Raw genomic sequence first — 19,494 nt, forward strand, 5'->3', positions numbered from 1 at the left:
CGGTACGGACATGACACATGGGGGTGTGCGGCGTTACCGTCGTCCGGGTGGGTTCCGCACGCGCGTCGGCGGTCCCGCGCACGACCACGGGACGCGTCGGACACGAAGGAGAGGCCCGTGACCGGGAAGCCGGCCGCAGAGCGGCGCATAGGACTGCTGAACGGTTTCGCGGCGTACGGGATGTGGGGGCTCGTCCCCCTGTTCTGGCCCCTGCTCAAGCCCGCCGGCGCGGTGGAGATCCTGGCCCACCGGATGGTGTGGTCCCTGGTCTTCGTCGCCGCCGCACTGGTCGTGATCCGCCGCTGGGCGTGGATCGGCGAGCTGGTGCGGCAGCCGCGCAAGCTGGCCCTGGTCACGGTGGCCGCCGCGGTCATCACCGTCAACTGGGGCGTCTACATCTGGTCGGTGAACTCCGGGCACGTCGTCGAGGCGTCCCTCGGCTACTTCATCAACCCGCTGGTCACCATAGCCATGGGCGTCCTGCTGCTGAAGGAGCGCCTGCGGCCCGCCCAGTGGGCCGCCGTCGGGGTCGGCGCCCTCGCGGTGGTCGTCCTGACCGTCGGCTACGGCAGGCCGCCGTGGATCTCCCTGTGCCTCGCCTTCTCCTTCGCCACCTACGGGCTGGTGAAGAAGAAGGTCAACCTCGGCGGCATCGAGTCGCTGGCCGCCGAGACCGCGATCCAGTTCCTGCCCGCGCTGGGCTACCTGGTGTGGCTGGGCGCCCGGGGCGGGTCCACCTTCGGCGGCGAGGGCACGGGACACGCGCTGCTGCTCGTGGCGACCGGCATCGTCACCGCGCTCCCCCTGGTCTGCTTCGGCGCCGCGGCGATCCGCGTGCCGCTGTCCACACTGGGACTGTTGCAGTACCTGGCGCCGGTCTTCCAGTTCCTGCTCGGCATCCTCTACTTCAAGGAGGCCATGCCGCCGGAGCGCTGGGCCGGGTTCGCCCTGGTGTGGCTGGCGCTCACGCTGCTCACCTGGGACGCGCTGCGCACCGCGCGCCGCGCCGCCCGTGCGCTGTCCGGCCGGACGGCCGGTGCGCGCGACACCGCCGCGCCGGGCGCCGGAGGATCCGTGCCGGCCGCCGCGCCGGTGAGCGAGGCGGAGGCCAAGGCCCTGGAGACCAGGCCGTAGCGCGCGGCGGGGCGGCGTTGTCCGTGCCGTCCCCTATAACGGGCGCATGACGCAGACACCCACACCGGCCACGCCGGTGCACTGGAAGGTCGTCATCGACACGGCCGACCCGCACGCCCAGGCGGACTTCTGGGCCGCCGCCCTGCACTACGTGGTCGAGGACAACAGCGCGCTCATCGAGAAGCTCCTCGCCGCGGGGGCCGTCCCCGAGGCGCTCACCGTCGCGTCGCACGGCCGCCGCGCCTGGCGCGACCTGGCCGCCGTACGGCACCCCGACGACCCCTACGAGGAGGAGAGCGGCACCGGGCGCGGCCGGCGGCTGCTGTTCCAGCGGGTGTCCGAGGAGAAGACCGTCAAGAACCGGCTCCATCTCGACCTGCACCCCGGCGTGGACCGCCGCGACGAGGAGCTGGCCCGGCTGGAGGGGCTCGGCGCCCGGGTGCTGCGGCGGGTGGAGGAGCCCTCCGGGGGCTGGGTCGTGATGGCGGACCCGGAGGGGAACGAGTTCTGCCTCCACTAGCGGGCGTCCCCGGGGAGGCGGCTCAGTTCTGCGGGCCGCGGGCGCGGGCGGTGAGGCGGTCCATGCGGGCGCGCACGGAGTCCAGTTCCTCCGCCTCGTCGGCTGCGGGGCCGCCCTCGGCGGCCAGCTCGGTCCACAGCGCCGTCAGCTCGCGGCCCAGCTCCAGCCCGAGCAGGGGGTCGCGCACCCCGCGCCATGCGGTGGCCGCGCTGCGGACGTTGCCGTAGGCGGCCTCCGCGTCGCCCGCGCGGCGGCAGACGACGGCGAGGTCGAGGGAGAGCCGGAAGGCACGCAGCGGTTCACCGGCCAGGTAGGCGATGTACGCGGTGAGCTCGCGCAGGCGCAGCACCTCCGGGTGCTCGGCCCCGAGGGTCCGCGAGGCGTGCTCCAGGGTGTCGTGGGCGAGGCGGGCGGCCGTGTCGATCCTGCCCGCCCGCACGGCGTCGCTGATGCGCTCCATGGGGTCGGCGAGGGGACTGCCGGCGGGGGCGGCGGGCTCGTCGCCGAGCACGGCCTCCGCGACGGCGTCGAAGCCGCGCGGCGGGACGGGGCGGGGGTCCGGGCCGGCGTCGAGCGCGGCCGCGAGGTCGGGTCCGGGCGCCGTGTCGCGCCCCTCGCCGGGGTGCGGCCGGGCGTTCATGTCCGGGGGCGGCCCGAAGACGCCCAGGGGCGGCGCGACGGTGCCGGGCGGGGCGCCGCCGGCCGACGGCGGCGGCGTCACCTTCCGCAGCCGGAAGGTGGGCGGGGAGTCGAAGGAGGCTTCCGTCCCGGGGATGGGACGCACGGGGAAGGCGGGGGCGGCCTCCCGTAGGGGGGCGGGGGGTGCCGGGGTTCCCGGCTCCGGGGCATGGGGCGGCGCGACGGCGCCGGGGGCCGTCGGGGTGTCGGACGCCCCTGGGGCGGGGGAAGCCGCCTCGGGCTCCGGTACGGGAGCGGAAGTGTCCGGAGCTTCCTGCTCCGGGGCGGGGCCGGGGGACGGCGGGGCTTCGGGCTCGGAACGGAAACGGTCAGGAGCCGCCTGGGACCCGGGACCTTCGCCGGCGTCAGCGGTCGCCGGTCCCTCAGGTGCTGGGGCGTGACGGAGCGCCTGCGGGGCCTCGGATTCCGGGACCGGGCGGAACAGGTGGGTCGTGCGGTCGGTGTCCGTCCCGGAGGCCGACGACCGGGGCGCCGCGTGCTCCCGCTCGGGCGTCGGCCGCAGGGGCGTCTCCGGAGCCGGCGGTATGCCGGGGGGAGGCGTGCCGGGGACCGACGACCTGGGGGCCGGCGTCCCGGGGGAAGCCTCTCCCCGTGCGAGCGGGCCGTGCAGCTGGACCGGCTGGGCCGTGAAGGTGCTGGAGCCGTCCGGGGCGACCCGGAGCGGGACGACGTACCCGATGCGTTCGTCGCGCACGGTGGCGTGGACGGCGCGACCGGAGGCGACGGCGATGCGGTGCAGGCGGTTCAGCACCGCCTGCTGGATCTCCTCGCCGGGACCCGCGATCACCCGCACGCCGTCGACGAGGGCGCCCGGCCCGCCCGACCCGTCGGCCGGGACACGGACGTCGACCGGCACCGGCGCACGGTGCGCCGCGTCCGTGGCCTGCTGCTGTTCCCGCTTCTTCTCGCGGCTGAGTCGAGACATCGTTCCCTCATTCGGGTCGTACACCTACCGTCGAGTGTGTCCGCTCGCGCGCTCTGTGCACGTCACCGCGTTGTCACAGGCTCGTCCCAAGGGCCGTCGGCCCCGGTTCGGTGCCGGGCGCGGGGCATGGACGATCGAGTCGGCGAGCAGGAGAGGGACATGCGAGCAGGCACGGGACAGGGACCGGAGATCTGGCTGCGAGGTCCGGTGACGGCACCGGAGGCGGACCCTCCGGAGCCGGTGCCTGCCCGCGCGACGGCCCGGCGCTTCTCCTGGGTCGGCCTGCACGGCGGCGCGGGCGTCTCCACGCTCGCCGCGGTCTACGGCGGGCACGACTGCGGACGCTCCTGGCCCGGGCCCGGCGCCCCCCGCTCGGTGCTGCTCGTCGCCCGCACCCATGCGGCCGGGCTGGACGCGGTGCCGCCGGCCGTCGCGCTGTTCCGGCGCGACGAGGCCTCGCACGGGCTCGACCTGGACGCCGTCGTCCTCGTCGCGGACGCCCCGGGACGGCTCCCGCGTCCCCTCGCGCACCGGGTGCGGCTGGTCGAGGCGCTGATCGACGTGTACCGGGTGCCGTGGGTGCCCGGCTGGCGGCTCGGCGACCTGGGCGGCGGGCCGCCGCGCGGGACGGAGCCGCTGGCCCGTCTCACCGGCGCCCTGCGGTGAGCGGGGACGGCGCGCGGGAGATCGCCGCCGCCGTGCGCGCGGGCGCGTGCCGGGCCGTGGACGTGGTCGCGGAGGCGCTCGCGCGGATCGAGCGCGCCGATCCGGTGCTGTGCGCGTTCCTCGACGTGTGGGGCGAGGAGGCGCTGCGGCGGGCGGCGGAGGTGGACGCGCGGGTCGCCGCCGGGGAGCGCCCGCCGCTGGCCGGAGTGCCGGTCGCGGTCAAGGGGCGGCACGGCCGGCGCGCGGCGGGGCCGCTGCTCGCGGCCGGTGCGGTCGCCGTGGGCGCCACCTCCGTGCCGGGTCCGGGGACGCCCTGGCGGACCTGGGGACTCGGGGCGCGCGGCCGTACCGTCAACCCGTGGCGGGCGGACCGTACGCCCGGCGGGTCCTCGGCCGGGGCGGCGGTGGCGGTAGCGACCGGGCTGGTGCCGCTGGCGACGGGCGCCGACGGCGCGGGCTCGGTGCGCATCCCGGCGGCGTGGTGCGGGGTGCTGGGGCTGAAGGCCACGGGCGGCCGGCTGCCGTCGGGCGACCGTACGGGCCTCGCCGCGCCCGGGGTCCTCGCGCGTACGGCGGTGGACGCGGGCCTGTGGTGGCAGGTCGTTTCCGAGCGGGCCGGGTCCCCGCCGCCGCCCCGCTTCCCCGTCACCGCCGTCTGGTCGCCCGACCTGGGCTTCGCCTCCCCCGACCCCGGGCCCGTCGCCCTGGCGCGGGAGGCGGCCGAGCGGCTCGTCGAGGCCGGGGTGGTACGCCTGGTGCGGCCGCCGGAGCCCCCCTCGCTCCTCGACCCCGGCCCGGCCTGGCTGGCCCTGCGCACCCCGGGCGCCGACCCCGCCGGCGCCCACCGCGTCCGAGCCGCCAACGACCGCCGCCTCCGCGGCCTCCTCACCCACGCCGACCTGCTGCTCACCCCCACGGCGCCCACCGCGCCGCACGGCCACGACGGCCCCGGCGACACCTACTCCACCGCGCTCGCCTGGGCGTTCAACCTCAGCGGTCACCCCGCGCTGAGCCTCCCGGCCGGTGTCGGCGCCGACGGCTGCCCGGCGGGGCTGCACCTGGTGGCGGCCCACGACCGGGAGGACCTGCTGCTGGCGGCCGCCCGGGAGGCGGAACGACGCGGAGCCGCCGCCGCGCTCACCCCGCCCGCCTCTACGCCGTGACGTCCTTCGTCGTGAACCGTGCCCAGGCCGCCGAGCCGAAGACGGCGGCGTAGAGGGCCTGGAGGCTCAGGTTCTTGGTGAGGCCGTCCCAGTGGACGGGCTCGCGCAACAGGTCGGCGAAGGACAGCCAGTGGTGGGAGAACAGATACGGGTGCAGGGCGTGCAGCTGGGGGATCTGGTCGAGGATCTGGACGGTGACGAGCAGCCCGACCGTGGTGGCCATCGCCGCGATGCCGCTGTCGGTCAGCGTGGAGACGAACAGGCCGAGCGCCGCCACCCCGAGCAGGGACGCGGCGACGACCAGGGCGATCAGCAGGGCCCGGGCCAGTCCCTCGCCGAAGCCGATGCGGGTGCCCGAGATGGTGGTGACGTCGCCCAGCGGGAACAGCAGCGCGCCCACGGCCAGCGCCGACCCGGCCACCACCAGGGTGGCGGCCAGGCAGAACACCACGACCGTCGCGTACTTGGTGAGCAGCAGCCGGGTGCGGCCTGCGGGGGCGACCAGGAGGTAGCGCAGGGTGCCGGCGCCCGCCTCGCCCGCCACGGCGTCGCCCGCGATCACGCCGACCGCCATGGGCAGGAAGAACGGCAGGGTCGCGGCGAGCGCGGTGAAGACGAGGAACAGGCCGTTGTTGGTGATCTGCGAGACGAACGCGGGTCCCCCGCCGCCGCTCCCGGCGGACGGTCCGTCGCCGGTCTCGATCCGCACGGCGATCCCGACCAGCACCGGCACGGCGGCCAGCACGCCCAGCAGGGCGAGGGTGCGCCAGCGGCGGAAGGTGGTGCGCAGTTCGTCGCGGAACAGCCCGAGGGTCCACAGCCAACGCGTTCGCACGAACGCCTCCGCTCCCGCGCCCGTCCCGCTCACCGTCTCAGCCCGCGACATCGAACCCCTCCCCGGTCAGCGCCACGAACGCGTCCTCCAGCGAGGCCCGTTCCACCCCGAGGCCGCGCACCCGCACCCCCGCCGTGACCAGGGCCGCGTTGATCTCGGCGAGATCCCGCGCGGGCGGATCGGCGCTCACCCGGTCGCCGTCCGCCACGACGTCGGCGAGCCCCTGTTCCTTCAGCAGCCGCGCCGCGTCCGCCGGGTCGGGCGTGGTGACCACCAGACGGCCCCGGACGCCCGCGGCCAGCTCGGCGACCGGCCCCTGCGTGATCAGCCGGCCCCGCGCCATCACGGCGGCGTGCGTGCAGACCTGCTCGATCTCGTCGAGCAGGTGGGAGGAGAGGAAGACGGTCGTGCCGTCGGTGGCCAGTTCGCGGACGAGGGAGCGGATCTCCCGCATGCCCTGCGGGTCGAGGCCGTTGGTCGGCTCGTCCAGCACCAGCAGCCGGCGGGGCCGCAGCAGGGCGGCGGCGAGTCCGAGGCGCTGCTTCATGCCGAGGGAGTACGCGCGTGCCTTCCGCCCGGCCGCGGCCGTGAGGCCCACCCGGTCCAGGGCGGCGGCGACCCGCGCCTTGCGGGTGCGCGGATCGGCGGTGGGGTCGGCGGCGTCGTGACGGAGGAGGTTGTCGCGGCCGGAGAGGAAGCCGTAGAGGGCGGGGCCCTCGATGAGGGCGCCGACGTGCGGGAGGACGGCGCGCGCGGAGCGGGGCATGGGGCGCCCCAGCACGTGCGCCGTCCCGGAGGTCGGCTCGATCAGGCCCATCAGCATGCGGATGGTGGTGGTCTTGCCGGAGCCGTTGGGGCCGAGGAAGCCGAAGACGCTGCCCGCCGGGACGGTCAGGTGCAGGTCGTCCACGGCGAGCTGTCCGCCGCGGTACCGCTTGGTCAGTCCGCGGGTGACGACGACGCCGTCGCCCGCGGACCGCCCGTCGCGCGTCTGCTCCGTGGTGGACGTGGCGTCCATCGGCTCCCCCGTTTCCCTCGGTACGGCGGCGGGCGCGGGGCCTGCTACTCGCCCGCGTCGGCCGCCTTCACCAGCGCGTCCTTGGTGACCGTACCCACGTAGACCGTGCCGTCCTCGGTGATCAGGGCGTTGACCAGACGGGTGCCGAACACCGTGCCGGTGCCGAAGTCGCCCTCGACCTGCTCGCCGAGCGAGCCGAGGAAGCCGTCGAGGTCGCCGCCCGCCTCACCGGTGGGCAGGCCGCCGCCGGAGCCGGTGTCGAAGGTGGCGATCGTGTTCCAGCCCTCGCCGAGCATCTTCAGCCCGTCGAAGCCCTTGGCCAGGTCCTCCTCGGACTTCGGGCCCCGCTCCGGCTTCCCGAAGTCGCCGCGCTCCCGGTCCTGTTCGGTGTCCTCGGTCACCTCGGCGCCCTTCGGCGGGGTGAACTCGAACGTGGAGGCGTCCGGGCGGTCGAAGCTCACCTCGGTGAAGCCGACGTCCACGACGGCCGAGCCGCCGCTCGACGGGGTGAGCGTGAACTTCAGCGGCAGGCCCGTCTCGTGGTCCACGGCGATGCTGACGGCGCCGACGGTGGAGCCGGACTGCTTGGGCTCGACCACCAGCCGGTAGGCGGCCCGGCCGGCCACCTGGGCGGTGCCGTCGACCTTCACGGACGTGGTGTCGTCGACCGCCTTCAGCGCCTCCTCCGCGAAGTCCTGCGGGGTGGCCGGGGGCCGCTGTCCGCGCCGCTCGGACGCGTCCGGCTCGTCGACGGTGGCGTGGTAGACCTCGTTGGACGCGCTGTCGTAGCCCCAGACGTCCTTGCCGTTGTGGATGAGGCTGTACTCGGCCGCGTTCTCCAGCAGTGACAGCTTCTGGCGGTCCGGGCCGTCGGCGGCGACGCGCAGGGTGTGCGTGCCGGACGCCAGCTCGGTGAGCCGGCCGGACGGGTCGGCGGACGAACCGCCCTCGCCGTCCTCGCCCAGCGCCCCGGACGCGAGGCTGCTCTCCAGGCCGCCGAGGTTCGGCAGCCCGAGGTCGGTGGTGATCCTCACGGTGCCGGACAGCCGCTCCACGTCCGACTGCGCGATCTTCTCGATGAGCTGCGCGGCGGTGATGTCCGGCAGGTCGGGGTCGCCGGAGTCGGCGAGCGCCGGGACGAGTCCGATCGTCGCGGCCGCCACGCCCATCACCGTGACGGGGACGACGTACCGCGCTGCCCTGCGGCGGCCGGCGCGCGGCTCCTCGACCTCCCCGGCGGTCGTCGTGTCGTCGGATGCGTGCGGTGCCATGTGTGCCCTCCGTCGTCGGCGGCGGCTTCCGTCCCGTGTCCTCGCACCAGTTCGGCCCGAGCCGCCATTCTCACCCGAACCGGTGAGAAGTGGTGTTGTCCGTCGTGGTCCATCTGACCGCATTCGCGGGGCGGATGCGTCAGACCGCGGGCTCAACTGCGCGTACTGCTGCGGTATGACACGGCACGGCGCCGCCTCACCCGCCCCGTAGGGGTCGTCCGGGTCCGGGAGGCGTACGGGGGAGGGCCGGGCGGGTCAGCCGGCCCGGTGCACCACGGCGTCGCACATCTCGACGAGCGCCGTCTTGGCGGGGCCGTCGGGCAGCGGGGCGAGCGCGGCGCGCGCCTCCTCGGCGTAGCGCACGGTGTCCCGGCGGGCCTGGCCCAGCGCGGGATGGGCGCGCAGCAGCCGCAGCGCCTCGGCGTGCCGGGCGTCGTCGGTGAGGTCGGAGTCGAGCAGCTCGCACAGGGCGACGTCCTCGGCGAGGCCCAGCCGGGCCGCCCGCTCGCGCAGCCGCAGCACGGGCAGGGTGGCGATGCCCTCGCGCAGGTCGGTGCCGGGGGTCTTGCCGGACTCGTGGGAGTCGGAGGCGATGTCCAGGACGTCGTCGGCGAGCTGGAAGGCGACGCCGAGCCGCTCGCCGTACTGGGTGAGGATGTCCACCACCGTCTCGTCGGCGCCGGACATCATCCCGCCGAACCGGCAGGAGACGGCGACCAGGGAGCCGGTCTTGCCGCCGAGCACGTCCAGGTAGTGGTCGACCGGGTCGCGGCCGTCCTGCGGGCCCGCGGTCTCCAGGATCTGGCCGGTGACCAGCCGCTCGAACGCCTCGGCCTGGACCCGCACCGCCTCCGGGCCGAGGTCGGCCAGGATGTGGGAGGCGCGGGCGAAGAGGAAGTCGCCGGTGAGCACGGCGACCGAGTTGCCCCAGCGGGCGTTCGCGCTCGCGACCCCGCGCCGCACCTCGGCCTCGTCCATCACGTCGTCGTGGTACAGCGTGGCCAGGTGGGTGAGCTCCACCACGACGGCCGACGGCACGATGCCGGGCGCGTAGGGGTCGCCGAACCGGGCGGAGAGCATCACGAGCAGCGGACGGAACCGCTTGCCGCCGGCCCGCACCAGGTGCTGGGCGGCCTCCGTGATGAAGGGCACCTCGCTCTTGGTGGCTTCGAGCAGCCCTTCCTCGACAGCCGTCAATCCGGCCTGGACATCGGCTTCCAGAGCCTGGTCCCGCACGCTCAGCCCGAACGGCCCGACGACGGTCACGAGGGGTCTCCTGTCTGCTGGTGTCTGCTGGCGGTTACACGGTTTGTCGATAGGTCGCTGTCACCACTCGAGTCAGCGTATCCGGTCATGTTTCGATCACCGCCAGGGCCCGGGGTCACAAGCAAGGCGATACGGGAGCAGAAGCGGAGTGTTTTTGATCGGGCGATGACAACGGACATACCTTGACTTCCCGGACGCGGTGGCCCGTGAACCATCCTGCCCCACCCGCGAGTCCGATTTGCCGTGATCGCTCCGTTAATTCCCCTTGGTCGCACATGTGCTCACGGCCGTCGCCCCGTGAAGTGAGTCACGCGCACGCCGGCCGCCCGGCCACCCTCGCACAGACCCGTCATCCCGCTCCACGCAACGGACTTGACCCCGACCGGCCACAAAGGATCAAGCGCCCTAAATCACCCATCTCAAGATCAAACGGGGCTTTGTGTGATCGTCGCACTTGTTCCCGGCATGTGCTCTCGCATACGTTCCGGGCCTGCCGGGTGGACGCCTAGTCCTGCCGCCACCCGCATCACACCCGACGACGAACTCACGCACGGCAGGAGCGGGGGACCCAGGTAAGCCGCCGTACCGGACACCGCGCCGGGACGGCTCGGGGTGAAGCCATGCCCGCAGGGGCACGGCCGGGCACTCTCCCGCCCGAACCCGACAGCTCACCTCGCAGGCGTAGGAGAGGAACCCAGACATGCCCGCTTCCGCTTCGTACCGCCGCCTCGTCCGCTCCCTCGCCGTCGCCGGCACCGGCGTCGCCGTGGTCGCGATGCCGCTGTTCGGCGCCACCAGCGCCGCGGCCGCCCCCACGGCCCAGGCCGCCGCCTCCACGACCGCGTACCCGGACAACCTCGACGGCTGGATCCGCGAGGCGATGGACGTCATGGCGCAGAACGGCATCCCCGGCTCCTACGACTCCATCCACCGCAACATCATGCGGGAGTCGTCCGGCAACCCGGCCGCCATCAACCTGTGGGACTCCAACGCCGCGAAGGGCACCCCGTCGAAGGGCCTGCTCCAGGTCATCGACCCGACCTTCCAGGCGTACCACGTGCCCGGCACCGCCTTCGACCCGTTCGACCCGGTCGCCAACATCGCCGCGGCCTGCAACTACGCCGCCGACCGCTACGGCTCGATCGACAACGTCTTCGGCGCGTACTGAGCCGACCTCTGACGGCCCACTCCGGCCGTCCGCCCGAACAGTCGCTCGAGGACGACGGCCACGCCGTCGTCCTCGTTCGACAGGGTGACCTCGTCGGCCACCGCCTTCAGCTCGGGGTGCGCGTTGGCCATGGCGACGCCGTGGCCCGCCCACCGGAACATGGGGACGTCGTTCGGCATGTCCCCGAAGGCGACCGTGTCCTCGGGGCGCAGCCCCAGGTGCTCGGCGGCCAGCGCCAGCCCGGTCGCCTTGGTGACCCCGCACGGCTGGAGCTCCACCGTGCCCGGCCCCGACATCGTGACCGTGGCCAGCGAACCGACCACGGACCGCGCCGCCGCCGCCAGCGCGTCGTCCGACAGCTCCGGGTGGCGCAGCAGCACCTTGCTGATCGGCCGCGCCCACAGGTCGTCGCGCCGCTCCACCCGCACCGACGGGAGCGTCGGGTGCGGCATCCGGTAGCCCGGCTCGATCAGCGTCAGCCCGTCGGCCCCGTCCTGGTCGACCGCGGCGTACACCTCCCCCACCTCGGCCTCGATCTTGCCGAGCGCGGTCTCCGCCAGCTCCCGGTCCAGCCGGACCGACCACAGCATCCGGTGCGTGGCGGCGTCGTAGACCTGCGCGCCCTGTCCGCACACCGCGAGCCCCGTGCAGCCGAGGTCGTCGAGCAGCGACCGCACTCTGGGGGCCGGGCGCCCCGTCACCACGAGGTGCCGGGCGCCGGCCCGCTCCGCCCGCGCGAGGGCGGCGAGGGAGCGGTCGGAGAGGGTGTCGTCACCGCGCAGCAGCGTCCCGTCCAGGTCGGTGGCGATGAGGAAACAATCGGTGGGTGCGGCCATGATCAGAGAATACGGACAGGAGGACCGTCCGATTCGCCGCGCCCGTATGCCCTCGCATTGGGTGCGTTTTGCCTTCTTACACCGCCGGATCGCGACCGGTTGGGACCTCTTTCCCGTTTTGACCGGAACAGGGTGCGCTCCGGCGGACCCGGGCCCGGGAAGTCGCCCGTGTACAAGAGCTCACCGGGGCGCGACCCCGTAACGTGTGGCACGGCCACGGACACGTGGCGCACCCGCGCACACGAAAGCGAGGCAGCACCCGATGCCCCCCTTCGATGTCCCCGAGGGCGATCCCTTCGGCCCGCACAACCTGCCGTACGGCGTCTTCTCGCTCCCCGGTTCGCCGGAGCGCACCGTGGGCGTCCGGCTGGGCGACCACGTCCTCGACGCCGGCGCGGCGGCACACGCCCTGGGCTCCCCCTACGCCTCCCTGCTCGCCCGCCCCACCCTCAACCCCCTGCTGGCGGCGGGCCGTACGGCCTGGTCGGACGTGCGGCGCGCGCTCACCGCGTGGGTGACGGTCCCGGCGCACCGGGAGACCGTCGAGCGGTTCTTCCACCCGCTGTCCGAGGTCACCCTGCACCTGCCCTTCGAGGTCGCGGACTACGTCGACTTCTACGCCTCGGAGAACCACGCCCGGAACGTCGGGCAGATCTTCCGCCCCGACGCGGCCGACTCCCTGACCCCCAACTGGAAGCACCTGCCGATCGGTTACCACGGCCGCTCCGGCACCGTCGTGGTGTCCGGCACCGACGTCGTACGCCCCTCCGGGCAGCGCAAGGCGCCCGCCGACGCCGCCCCGGTGTTCGGCCCGTCCGTGCGGCTGGACATCGAGGCCGAGGTCGGCTTCGTCGTCGGCGTCCCGTCCGAGCGGGGCCGGCCCGTGCCGCTGAACGCCTACCGCGACCACGTGTTCGGCCTGTGCCTGCTCAACGACTGGTCCGCCCGCGACATCCAGGCCTGGGAGTACGTGCCCCTCGGCCCGTTCCTCGGCAAGTCCTTCGCCACCTCCGTGTCGGCGTGGATCACCCCGCTGGACGCCCTGGAGGAGGCCCGCACCGCCCCGCCCGAGCGCACTCACCCGCTGCTGCCGTACCTCGACGACTCCGGTGAGGAGCCCGGCGGTTACGACCTGCGCATCACCGTCAGCCTCAACGGCCAGGCCGTCTCCGAGTGCCCCTTCTCCACCATGTACTGGACGGCCGCCCAGCAGCTCGCCCACATGACGGTGAACGGCGCCTCCCTGCGCACCGGCGACCTCTACGGCTCCGGCACGGTCAGCGGCCCCACCGAGCGCGAGCGCGGCTCCCTGCTGGAACTGACCTGGAACGGCCGCGACCCGCTCGAACTCCCCGGCGGCAAGCGGACGTTCCTGGAGGACGGCGACGTGGTGACGCTGTCCGCCTGGGCGCCGGGCCCGGACGGGGTGCGGGTGGGCCTCGGCGAGGTGACGGGACGGGTGGTCCCCGCGTCCTGACCCCTCCGGCCCTACCGAACCGACCGAGCACGCTGACTCGCACCGTCCCTCGCCGTCATACTTGGCGTCGGGCGGTGCGTCGTCCTCTCACGCCGCGCGCCCCGCACCACCGCACGCCCCCGAGCCGCCCCTTCCGACAGGATCCGGAGCCCGTGGCATGACGTACTGCCTGCTCCTGCTGAGCGTGGTCGCCGTGACCGCCGCCGTACCCGTCCCCCGCGCGCTGACCCGGGCGAAGTGGCCGGAACGGGAACCGGTCGTCGGTCTGTGGGTGTGGCAGTGCCTGGTGGCCACCGTCCTGCTGTGCTGCCTGACCGCCCTGGCGCTGGGCGCCGCCGCCGTCTTCGGCACCGTCCGCGCGCAGTTGTTCGCCCCGGCGCCGCCCGCCGTGACCGCCGCGTACGACCTGTCGTCCGCCTCGCCGTGGACGACCGTCCTCACCGTGCTGCTGGCCTGCGGCGCGGCCTGGACCGCCGCGGTGCTGGGGCGGGAGCTGGTCGAGGCCCGCCGCCGTCGCGCCCGCGCCCGCGCACACCTGCGGGACCGCGCGCCCGACCTGCCGGCGGGGCTGCCCGAGGGGCGGGGGCCGCTGCTGGTGCTGGAGGAGGAGTACCCCGACGCCTGGTGGATGCCGGGCAGCCCGCCCCAGCTGATCGTCACGACCGGCGCGCTGCAGCGCCTGACCGGCCATCAGCTCGACGCGGTCCTCACCCACGAACGCGGCCACGCCCGGGCCCGCCACGACTGGCTGCTGCATCTGTCGGCTGCGCTGGCGGCCGGCTTCCCGCGCGTCCCGCTGTTCGCCCACTTCTGCGAGCAGACGCACCGTCTGGTCGAGCTGTCCGCCGACGACACGGCCTCCCGCCGCTGCGGCCATCTGACCACCGCGCTGGCGCTGATCGAGCTCAACCAGCACCGGGGCGTGCTGTCCTGCTCCTCCAGCCACCGGCTGCTCGGCGAGCGCGTCGACCGGCTCCTCGAGCCGCCGCCGCGTCTGGGCCGCCGTCACCGCGCCCTGACCACGGCCGCGGCGTCGCTGGTGCCCTTCCTCCCGCTCCTCATCACCTTCGCGCCGGGACTGACGGCGCTGCCGTAGCGGACCGGCCGGGGGTGCTCAGGTCCAGTCGGGCTCCTCGTCGGGCCAGTCCTCCTCGGGCGCCGGGGCCTCACCGGCCGGGTCGGGAGCGGCCGGGCCGAGAGCGGCCTCGCCCGGCGCCGCCAGTCCGGCCAGCACCGCCACGACCCCCTCGCCGTACGTCGCCCGCTTCTTCTCGCCGACGCCGCTGATGCCGCCCAGCTCCTCCACCGAGGCGGGCCACACCGTGACGATCTCCCGCAGCGTGGCGTCATGGAAGATCACGTACGCCGGGACGCCCTGCTCCTTGGCCTGCTCGGCGCGCCAGGCGCGCAGCGCCTCGAACGCCGGCTGCAGCTCCTCGGGCAGCTCGGCGGCGGCCGCCTTGGCCTTGCGCTCGCCGCGGCCCGCTCCGCCGCCCGAGCGGGCGGCGGCCGGCTTCTCGGGCTCCTTGCGCAGCGGCACCTCACGCTCGCGCCGCAGCACCGGCCCGCTGGCCTCGGTCAGCACCAGCGTGCCGTACTCGCCCTCAACCGCGAGCAGTCCCTGGGCGAGCAACTGGCGGACCACGCCGCGCCATTGCACCTCGCTCAGCTCCTCGCCGATCCCGAACACGGAGAGCTGGTCGTGGTCGAACTGGATCACCTTGGCGGTGCGGCGGCCCAGCAGGATGTCCACGATCTGCACCGCGCCGAACTTCTGTCCGCGCTCCCGCTGCAGCCGCACCACCGTGGACAGCACCTTCTGCGCCGCGACCGTGCCGTCCCAGGTCTCCGGCGGGGCGAGGCAGGTGTCGCAGTTGCCGCAGTTCTCCCCGGACGGCTCCTGGCCGAAGTAGGCGAGGAGCTGGCCGCGGCGGCAGCGCACGGTCTCGCACAGGGCGAGCATGGCGTCCAGGTGCTGATGGGCCCGCCGCCGGAACGCCTCGTCGCCCTCGCCGGACTGGATCAGCTTGCGCTGCTGGATGACGTCGTTCAGCCCGTAGGCCATCCACGCGGTGGACGGCAGGCCGTCGCGGCCCGCGCGGCCGGTCTCCTGGTAGTAGCCCTCCACCGACTTGGGCAGGTCGAGGTGGGCGACGAAGCGGACGTCCGGCTTGTCGATGCCCATGCCGAAGGCGATGGTCGCCACCACGACCAGGCCCTCTTCACGCAGGAAGCGCGCCTGGTGCGCGGCGCGCGTCCCCGCGTCGAGCCCCGCGTGGTACGGCACCGCCTCGATGCCGTTGCGGGAGAGGAACTCGGCGGTCTTCTCCACCGAGTTGCGCGACAGGCAGTACACGATGCCCGCGTCCCCGGCGTGCTCCTCGCGCAGGAAGGCGAGGAGCTGCTTGCGGGGGTCGGCCTTGGGCACGATCCGGTACTGGATGTTGGGCCGGTCGAAGCTGGCCACGAAGTGCCGGGCGTCCCGCAGGCCCAGCCGCTCGGTGATCTCCCGGTGCGTGGCGTCCGTGGCCGTCGCGGTGAGGGCGATGCGGGGCACGTCCGGCCACCGCTCCCCCAGCACGGACAGGGTGAGGTAGTCCGGCCGGAAGTCGTGCCCCCACTGGGAGACGCAGTGCGCCTCGTCGATGGCGAAGACGGAGATCTTGCCGCGTGAGAGGAGGTCGAGGCTGCTGTCCAGGCGCAGCCGCTCCGGCGCCAGGTAGAGCAGGTCGAGCTCGCCCGCCAGGAACTCCGCCTCGACCGTGCGCCGCTCGTCGAAGTCCTGCGTGGAGTTGACGAAGCCGGCCCGCACGCCGAGCGCCCGCAACGCGTCCACCTGGTCCTGCATCAGCGCGATCAGCGGGGAGACCACCACGCCCGTGCCGGGCCGGACCAGCGCCGGGATCTGGTAGCAGAGCGACTTGCCGCCGCCGGTCGGCATGAGCACGACCGCGTCGCCGCCCGCGATCACATGGTCGACGACCGCTTCCTGCTCACCGCGGAAGGCCTCGTAGCCGAAGACCCGCTGCAGCGCCGCCAGCGCCTCACTGTCCGTCACTGCCATCCCGGCGACACCGTCCGTCCCGTGCATCGTCCCGCCCCCCGCAGCCGTACCTCGGCCACTGCGTCCACCATAGGCGTCCGGACCGACAGTCCAGGAGTTGTCCACAGGCCCGCACGGAACCGCCCGGGTCCTGTGCGCGACGGCTCCCGTCGCGACCGGGAACGACCGCGGCCCGGCGCCCCCGTGCGGGGGTGCCGGGCCGTGTCCGTGCCGGGGCGGGGGGCGCGTCAGCGCACGAACACCCCCGCGTCCCCGGCCAGCTCCAGGAAGTACTGCGGCGCCACACCGAGCACCACCGTGACCGCCACACCGACCGCGATCGCCGTCATCGTCAGCGGCGACGGCACCGCGACGGTCGGGCCCTCCGGGCGCGGCTCGCTGAAGAACATCAGCACGATGACGCGGATGTAGAAGAACGCCGCGACCGCCGACGAGATCACACCGATCACGACCAGCGGGACCGCGCCGCCCTCCGCCGCCGCCTTGAACACGGCGAACTTCCCGGCGAAGCCCGAGGTCAGCGGGATACCCGCGAAGGCGAGCAGGAACACCGCGAACACCGCCGCCACCAGCGGGGAGCGCCGGCCCAGGCCGGCCCACCGGGACAGGTGGGTCGCCTCGCCGCCCGCGTCCCGCACCAGCGTGACCACGGCGAAGGCGCCGATCGTCACGAAGGAGTAGGCCGCCAGGTAGAACAGCACCGACGAGATGCCCGACGGCGTGGCCGCGATGACGCCCGCGAGGATGAAGCCCGCGTGCGCGATCGACGAGTACGCCAGCAGCCGCTTGATGTCGGTCTGGGTGATCGCCACGACGGCGCCGGCCAGCATGGTGACGATGGCGACGCCCCACATGACCGGCCGCCAGTCCCAGCGCAGGCCCGGCAGCACCACGTACAGCAGGCGCAGCAGGGCGCCGAACGCCGCGACCTTGGTGGCCGCCGCCATGAAGCCGGTCACCGGCGTGGGGGCGCCCTGGTAGACGTCGGGCGTCCACATGTGGAAGGGCACCGCGCCGACCTTGAACAGCAGGCCCATCACCAGCAGCGCCGCGCCGATCAGCAGCAGCGCGTCGTTGCCCATGGTGTCGGCGAGCGCCGGGGTGACCTCCGGGACGGTGCCGTCGACGACCTGCGCGATCGTCGCGTACGACATGGAGCCCGCGTAGCCGTACAGCAGGGCGATGCCGAACAGCGTGAACGCGGAGGCGAAGGCGCCGAGCAGGAAGTACTTGACCGCCGCCTCCTGCGACATCAGCCGCTTGCGCCGGGCCAGCGCGCACAGCAGGTACAGCGGGAGGGACAGGACCTCCAGCGCCACGAACAGCGTCAGCAGGTCGTTGGCCGCCGGGAAGACCAGCATGCCCGCGACCGCGAAGAGCAGCAGCGGGAACACCTCGGTGGTGGTGAACCCGGCCTTGACGGCCCGCTTCTCGCTGTCGCTGCCGGGGACGGCCGCGGCCTGCGCGGCGAAGGAGTCGACGCGGTTGCCGTGGGCCTCCGGGTCGAGCCGGCGCTCGGCGAAGGTGAACAGGCCCACCAGCGCCGTCAGCAGGATCGTGCCCTGGAGGAAGAGCGCCGGTCCGTCGACGGCGATCGCGCCCATCGCGGCGATGCCCGCCCTGGTGGTGGCGTACCCGTCCGCGGCGAGCGCCACGACCGCGGCGAACGCGGCGGCCAGCGCGACCGCGGAGACGACCACCTGCGCGTGGTAACGGGACCTGCGCGGCACGAACGCCTCGATCAGCACCCCGACGAGCGCCGCGCCGACGACGATCAGCGTGGGCGCGAGCTGCCCGTACTCGATCTCGGGTGCGTCGATCTTGGCGATCGGATCGGCCGCGGTTGTCCACAGGTTGTGGACGACTGCTGTTGCACTCACTTGGCCGCCTCCACCTCGGGCTGGGGGTCCTTCTTCTGTACGTCGGACAAGGTCTGCTCCACCGCCGGGTTCACGACGTCCGTCACGGGCTTCGGGTAGACGCCCAGGAAGACCAGCAGCACGACCAGCGGCGCCACCACCGCGATCTCCCGCACCCGCAGGTCGGGCATCGCGGCGACCTCGGGCTTCACCGGGCCGGTCATCGTCCGCTGGTACAGGACGAGGGTGTAGAGCGCGGCGAGCACGATGCCGAAGGTGGCGACGATGCCGATCACCGGGTAGCGCGTGAACGTGCCGACCAGGACCAGGAACTCACTGACGAAGGGCGCCAGCCCCGGCAGCGAGAGGGTGGCCAGTCCGCCGATCAGGAAGGTGCCGGCGAGCACCGGGGCCACCTTCTGCACACCGCCGAAGTCGGCGATGAGCCGGGAGCCGCGCCGGGAGATCAGGAAGCCGGCGATCAGCATCAGCACGGCGGTCGAGATGCCGTGGTTGACCATGTAGAGCGTCGCCCCGGACTGGCCCTGGCTGGTCATCGCGAAGATGCCCATGACGATGAAGCCGAAGTGCGAGATCGAGGCGTAGGCGATCAGCCGCTTGATGTCGCGCTGGCCGACGGCGAGCAGCGCGCCGTAGATGATGCTGATGACCGCCAGCACCAGGATCACCGGGGTCGCCCACTTGCTGGCCTCCGGGAAGAGCTGGAGACAGAAGCGGAGCATCGCGAAGGTGCCCACCTTGTCGACCACCGCCGTGATCAGCACGGCGACCGGGGCGGTGGACTCCTGCATGGCGTTGGGCAGCCAGGTGTGCAGCGGCCACAGCGGCGCCTTCACCGCGAAGGCGAAGAAGAAGCCGAGGAACAGCCAGCGTTCGGTGCTGGTCGCCATCTCCAGCTCGCCGTTCGCCCGGGCCTGGGCGATCTCGGTGAGGGAGAAGTTCCCCGCGACCACGTACAGCCCGATCACGGCGGCCAGCATGATCAGACCGCCGGCCAGGTTGTAGAGGAGGAACTTCACCGCCGCGTACGACCGCTGGGTCGCCGCCTTCTCCTCGCCGTCCTTGTGCGCACGGTCCCCGAAGCCGCCGATGAGGAAGTACATCGGGATGAGCATGGCCTCGAAGAAGATGTAGAAGAGGAAGACGTCGGTGGCCTCGAAGGAGATGATCACCATCGCCTCGACGGCCAGGATGAGGGCGAAGAAGCCCTGCGTCGGCCGCCACCTCCTGCTTCCCTTCTCCATCGGGTCGGCGTCGTGCCAGCCCGCCAGGACGATGAAGGGGATCAGCAGCGCGGTCAGCGCGATGAGCGCCACCCCGATGCCGTCGACGCCCAGTTCGTAGCGGACGCCGAAGTCGGCGATCCAGGCGTGCGACTCGGTGAGCTGGTAGCGCTCGCCGTCCGGGTCGAAGCGGACCAGGACGGTGATCGCCAGGGCGAGGGTGGCCAGCGAGAACAGCAGGGCCAGCCACTTGGCCGCCGTGCGCTTCGCGGCCGGCACGGCGGCCGTGGCGATCGCCCCGATGGCCGGGAGCGCCGCCGTCGCTGTCAGGAGAGGAAAGGACATCGGT

Annotated in this window: 16 protein-coding genes and 1 riboswitch; of the genes, 7 read left to right on the plus strand and 9 right to left on the minus strand. The window is 73.8% G+C overall.

The features are described from left to right. The first annotated feature begins 117 nt into the window (after positions 1-117). Positions 118-1,134, plus strand: coding sequence for an EamA family transporter RarD (rarD, locus tag C1708_RS13795; RefSeq protein ID WP_106412953.1), 1,017 nt, complete (start codon positions 118-120; stop codon positions 1,132-1,134). 46 nt (positions 1,135-1,180) lie between these two features. Then, the gene (locus C1708_RS13800) at positions 1,181-1,654 is read left to right on the plus strand and encodes a VOC family protein (protein WP_106412954.1); all 474 of its coding nucleotides are present in this window, start codon (positions 1,181-1,183) and stop codon (positions 1,652-1,654) included. Positions 1,655-1,676: 22 nt separating this feature from the next. Here C1708_RS13800 and C1708_RS13805 read toward each other — a convergent pair whose 3' ends face one another. Then, positions 1,677-3,278, minus strand: coding sequence for a tetratricopeptide repeat protein (locus C1708_RS13805; RefSeq protein ID WP_106412955.1), 1,602 nt, complete (start codon positions 3,276-3,278; stop codon positions 1,677-1,679). Positions 3,279-3,437: 159 nt separating this feature from the next. Between C1708_RS13805 and C1708_RS13810 the strand changes: the two genes are divergently transcribed. Then, complete coding sequence (locus C1708_RS13810) at positions 3,438-3,944, plus strand: DUF6668 family protein (protein WP_106412956.1); 507 nt, start codon at positions 3,438-3,440, stop codon at positions 3,942-3,944. Beyond that, a complete protein-coding gene (locus C1708_RS13815; RefSeq protein WP_106412957.1) occupies positions 3,941-5,107 on the plus strand; it encodes an amidase family protein in 1,167 nt (388 codons plus the stop codon). Before C1708_RS13810 ends, C1708_RS13815 begins: the two co-directional genes overlap by 4 nt. On the opposite strand, the gene C1708_RS13820 is transcribed toward C1708_RS13815, so the two are convergent. The 4 genes from C1708_RS13820 to C1708_RS13835 all read right to left on the minus strand — a co-directional run bounded on the left by C1708_RS13820 (position 5,097) and on the right by C1708_RS13835 (position 9,497). Next, positions 5,097-5,993 (minus strand): ABC transporter permease, encoded by an 897-nt coding sequence (locus tag C1708_RS13820; protein WP_106412958.1) that lies wholly within the window; start codon positions 5,991-5,993, stop codon positions 5,097-5,099. The genes C1708_RS13815 and C1708_RS13820 overlap by 11 nt on opposite strands. Further along, positions 5,980-6,960, minus strand: coding sequence for an ABC transporter ATP-binding protein (locus tag C1708_RS13825; RefSeq protein WP_106412959.1), 981 nt, complete (start codon positions 6,958-6,960; stop codon positions 5,980-5,982). The genes C1708_RS13820 and C1708_RS13825 overlap by 14 nt, the downstream gene beginning before the upstream one ends. A gap of 44 nt (positions 6,961-7,004) precedes the next feature. Next, positions 7,005-8,231 (minus strand): LolA family protein, encoded by a 1,227-nt coding sequence (locus C1708_RS13830; RefSeq protein ID WP_106412960.1) that lies wholly within the window; start codon positions 8,229-8,231, stop codon positions 7,005-7,007. A 255-nt stretch (positions 8,232-8,486) separates the two neighbouring features. After that, positions 8,487-9,497 (minus strand): polyprenyl synthetase family protein, encoded by a 1,011-nt coding sequence (locus C1708_RS13835; RefSeq protein WP_106412961.1) that lies wholly within the window; start codon positions 9,495-9,497, stop codon positions 8,487-8,489. Between the two features lie 568 nt (positions 9,498-10,065). Next, positions 10,066-10,194, plus strand: a riboswitch (cyclic di-AMP (ydaO/yuaA leader). Positions 10,195-10,197: 3 nt separating this feature from the next. On the opposite strand from C1708_RS13835, the gene C1708_RS13840 reads away from it, so the two are divergent. Continuing rightward, the gene (locus C1708_RS13840; protein WP_106412962.1) at positions 10,198-10,665 is read left to right on the plus strand and encodes a transglycosylase SLT domain-containing protein; all 468 of its coding nucleotides are present in this window, start codon (positions 10,198-10,200) and stop codon (positions 10,663-10,665) included. Here C1708_RS13840 and C1708_RS13845 read toward each other — a convergent pair. Continuing rightward, entirely contained in the window at positions 10,629-11,501 is an 873-nt protein-coding gene (locus C1708_RS13845) for an HAD family hydrolase (RefSeq protein WP_106412963.1), read from the minus strand. The genes C1708_RS13840 and C1708_RS13845 overlap by 37 nt on opposite strands. A gap of 262 nt (positions 11,502-11,763) precedes the next feature. Between C1708_RS13845 and fahA the strand changes: the two genes are divergently transcribed. Beyond that, positions 11,764-12,978 carry a fumarylacetoacetase gene (fahA, locus tag C1708_RS13850; RefSeq protein ID WP_106412964.1) on the plus strand — a complete coding sequence of 405 codons (1,215 nt, stop codon included), beginning with the start codon at positions 11,764-11,766 and terminating at the stop codon, positions 12,976-12,978. A 157-nt stretch (positions 12,979-13,135) separates the two neighbouring features. Continuing rightward, positions 13,136-14,074: a M56 family metallopeptidase gene (locus tag C1708_RS13855; protein WP_106412965.1), complete on the plus strand. Its 939-nt coding sequence runs from the start codon at positions 13,136-13,138 to the stop codon at positions 14,072-14,074. A gap of 18 nt (positions 14,075-14,092) precedes the next feature. Here the strand turns inward: C1708_RS13855 and recQ are convergent, their stop codons facing one another. The 3 genes from recQ to C1708_RS13870 form a co-directional block, all read right to left on the minus strand. Beyond that, positions 14,093-16,069, minus strand: a complete 1,977-nt coding sequence (gene recQ, locus C1708_RS13860; RefSeq protein WP_106412966.1) for a DNA helicase RecQ — start codon at positions 16,067-16,069, stop codon at positions 14,093-14,095. A gap of 200 nt (positions 16,070-16,269) precedes the next feature. Beyond that, positions 16,270-17,922, minus strand: a complete 1,653-nt coding sequence (gene nuoN, locus C1708_RS13865; RefSeq protein WP_106412967.1) for an NADH-quinone oxidoreductase subunit NuoN — start codon at positions 17,920-17,922, stop codon at positions 16,270-16,272. Next, positions 17,919-19,490, minus strand: coding sequence for an NADH-quinone oxidoreductase subunit M (locus C1708_RS13870; protein WP_106412968.1), 1,572 nt, complete (start codon positions 19,488-19,490; stop codon positions 17,919-17,921). The genes nuoN and C1708_RS13870 overlap by 4 nt, the downstream gene beginning before the upstream one ends. Positions 19,491-19,494: the final 4 nt, after the last annotated feature.

This window comes from Streptomyces sp. DH-12, from assembly GCF_002899455.1.
GTDB lineage: Bacteria > Actinomycetota > Actinomycetes > Streptomycetales > Streptomycetaceae > Streptomyces.